The following is a 3,301-nucleotide window of genomic DNA, read 5'->3' as shown; positions in this document are numbered from 1 at the left end:
ATGACTTACATATGGGCATAAAAAAAGCCGGTTACAAAGGCGTAACCGGCAATAAGTGCGAGTAGTATCCATGAAAGTCTTTCATTTCCCCAACGGTGCGTACACCGTCGGTACCGACAAGTATTAGTGAAAATTGGCATTTCGCAAATTGAAACTGTCAAAAGGATGATCACTTTTTGGAATAAGTAGGGCTGTATTTGTGGCAGACTGTAATTACACCTAGAAATTAATTTAGGTAATCTTTTGTATGTGTATGTTTCTATTGATCTTTTGTTGATTCATCTTTTGTGAGCTTTTCTTCGCTGAGCCATGGGAGTTTGCGATAGTGGGGCTCTGATTCTGCAAAGTTTGTAAATGGATATTTGATGATGTCGAAATAGGGCGAGTAATCGAAATCACTGGGGGTACAAAGTTTTGGATTTCTTCGATATATGTTTACGTGGCCTTCCTCCGAGCGCTTGATCATTGGCAGTATCGGATATTGGATTGAGCCAAATGCTTCGGCAATCATTGTAGAGCACACTGTTTTTGTCGTTTTTCCTGGGTGAGTAGAGAATAAGCTCGAGCGCCAGCGCCTCGGAAGGATCAAATAAGGAAAGAAAAAACGCAGCAGGTCGAATATTTGCCGGATGTCGTAGTCGGTCCCGAGTCGGGATATCGCGTGCTGAATCACTTTCTGAGCATCACGATAGGTAATGTCTTTGGGTCTGCAAATACGCACGTGATCGCGGTCATACACGGAAAGTGGACGCGCCACTGTTCCCATCCCTAACTCGCTTTCGACAATCAGCTGTACATCAGGCTGTCCATCAAAGAAGCTTTTGAGACGTTGCCGGTCATGGGGGTTCTCTATTTCATGGATTCGGCCTATATACAGTGCAGCATGAGACCATCGGCTTTGCGTCACTGTTTTTATAACATCACTGACACGACTTCGGCCCTCCACTAAGATCACGTCGCCCGGCTTGATTTCGTAGCGCATGCGTTCGTAATCACTCATCGGAATCTGATTGGGCGGGCGCTCTCTGATTAGAAGTCGCGTGAAAAACGCGATGAGCTTGCTTTTAGTTTGAAACCCCATGGATTGATTCCGAGAATGAAAACGATGGCCTAGTATTAAAGGTGTAGACAATAAATGTCTGAACAGCAAAGCAAATATTGTCAAATTGTGACTGTATGGTTGCAGAGAAGTCTCGTAAACTAGGACGAAATTAGATTAATGCCAACAATGGTTTAAGAAAATATGGCTAACAAAGATAACGAGACGCCGATTAGCGATTCGGCAAACGAACAAGCGCATCAATTGTCCGATAAGATTAAAGAGTCGGCGCGTCAGATCTGGCTAGCCGGTCTTGGCGCTTACAATAAAGCAGAAGAAGACACCGGCAAGATTTTTGAGAAGCTGGTGAAAGAAGGTGAGGAGCTTGAGTCGGCAACGCGCGGCGCTGTTGAAAAACGTTTTAAAGCCGTCGAAGGAAAGGTAGAAGGCGTTCGTGGTAAAGCAAGCAATACGTTTGGCAAGCTTGAATCGGTCTTTGATGAGCGGGTTTCCGATGCGCTTGAGCGTTTGGGTATTCCTAACAAAAAGACGCTTGAGGCGCTTGAAGCACGGATAGAAGCGTTAGAAAAAGAGCTGAAGAAAAAGAAGTAGAACGCGCTTCTTTGTTCAGCGTTTAGTCTTAGGCTCTATGCTCGCTTGAGCGCAGAGCTTCTTCCCTTTCACACGAATGCTGTGTTCTCAATGTCTGCAACTAGACTTAAAGATATGCCTCTTTTAGCGCATTGATCATTTCGCGCCGCTCTTCTTCCAAGAATGGCGCAACTACGGACATCACCTGATACACGCCTTTGGCAAGAGCGTCATCATGCACCTCACCTTCGTTAATGACTGAATAGCTCAGCCAGAAAGTGGTAATTAGAATGACTTGCTCGGTGAGAGCGCTGACCTCGGCCTCATTGGCATGTAAACGACCTTGTTCAATTGCGCGTTGCAATACTAAAGTGCAAGCCTTTCTCTTTGTGTTTAGGATCTTTTGGAATTTCTTTTCGAGGTGCGGGTACTTTGCCATGACCGTGACTAAGTCTTTGTACAGAAACTGAAATTTTGCGATGTTTTCGAAGATCAAATGCAGGTAGAACCAGAGATCCTCGATTTCCATTTCTGACTCAGGCACAACCAAAATATCGTACATGCTTGTTTCGAACCACGAGAACAATTCGTTGAGAATCTCGGTTTTGCTTTTGAAGTGGTAGTACAAATTACCCGGACTGATATCCAGTTCGTCAGCGATCAATAGCGTTGTGACGTTCGGTTCACCAAGTTCATTAAACAAGGCAAGACTGGTGTGCAAAATTCGCTCGCGCGTCTTCATGAATAGCTAGATCCGCTCTTGGTCAAATTTGTTGTTGGTGCGTCTGCTAAGATTCTTAGGATGCATGCATGGTCAGTCAATCAATGGCTTTGGGTCAACATAAAAGTGCGTAATGCGATCATCGCTGAATTTCTCAAAGAACTGACTAGCCTGTGTGATCAAGCGAAATACCTGCTGTCCGTCTTTTGCACTACTTAGAACCTTCATGCTGTCATAACTTCCGCGTATCTTAGTGAAGCGTGCGGTCAGACTTGTGGCGATTATCCGACCAGGCTCAAGCTCGTTCTCTTTTGCAAGAAAGTTGCGGTAGGTATGTACTTCCTCGTCGCTTAGATTTGAGCGTGTTGCCAAGTGAGGCATTTTAACCCGGTTTAGTATGCAGTGACTGTAAGACTGTGACTGCTCCATACTAAAGCGCCGGAATGCTTCCCAGAAATAGCTGTCGGTAATGTGTTGGAATAAATCCAGCTGTGAAAGGCTACGTGTCACAAGGTCACGCACATTGCTTTGTGTCATCACCTCCTCGATCGCTGCACGCAGTAGCCAGTCAAATCCTTGCGCAGTTTTGTGAGCATAGACTTGGCGATACATTTGATGGCGGCTGTACACAAAGTCCTCTAGAGAGCTTAGGCTTTTTTCTGCGATCGCGATGCCGACCCAGTTTGTCTGATCGCATAGACCAAAGTGAAGGTTGCTCAGTAGATGGTCAAGATTAAACCCGCCAATGGTGACGGATGAGTGAAAACCATCGCGGAGCATGTAGTCAGCTCTATCTGCGTCTAGCTCTCCAGAAACGATGTGAGACAAAAGCGTTCTGAATTTTTCGGCAAAATCTGTTGGTGGTATATGTGGTTTGTTGCCGGTCACTAAAGGCCAGATAGCGAGAGCATGCCGTTCAAAGCTTTGGCTGACGCGTACGTCCACGGTTT

At 45.6% G+C, this 3,301-nt stretch carries 4 protein-coding genes; 1 reads left to right on the top strand and 3 read right to left on the bottom strand.

Annotated elements, in window-relative coordinates; genetic code table 11:
* Positions 1-259 precede the first annotated feature (259 nt).
* Positions 260-1,081 carry a YiiX/YebB-like N1pC/P60 family cysteine hydrolase gene (locus A3751_RS12975; protein ID WP_068456698.1) on the bottom strand — a complete coding sequence of 274 codons (822 nt, stop codon included), beginning with the start codon at positions 1,079-1,081 and terminating at the stop codon, positions 260-262.
* Positions 1,082-1,243: 162 nt separating this feature from the next.
* On the opposite strand from A3751_RS12975, the gene A3751_RS12970 reads away from it, so the two are divergent.
* Entirely contained in the window at positions 1,244-1,651 is a 408-nt protein-coding gene (locus A3751_RS12970) for a phasin family protein (RefSeq protein WP_068456695.1), read from the top strand.
* A gap of 106 nt (positions 1,652-1,757) precedes the next feature.
* On the opposite strand, the gene A3751_RS12965 is transcribed toward A3751_RS12970, so the two are convergent.
* Complete coding sequence (locus A3751_RS12965) at positions 1,758-2,372, bottom strand: TetR/AcrR family transcriptional regulator (protein WP_068456692.1); 615 nt, start codon at positions 2,370-2,372, stop codon at positions 1,758-1,760.
* 72 nt (positions 2,373-2,444) lie between these two features.
* On the bottom strand, positions 2,445-3,301 hold an 857-nt coding region (locus A3751_RS22870), incomplete at its 5' end, for a phosphohydrolase (RefSeq protein ID WP_197466330.1).

Source organism: Oleiphilus sp. HI0080 (assembly GCF_001635135.1).
Note: the sequence above shows the minus strand (reverse complement) of the source record. Positions and strands in the feature narration are given on the sequence as shown.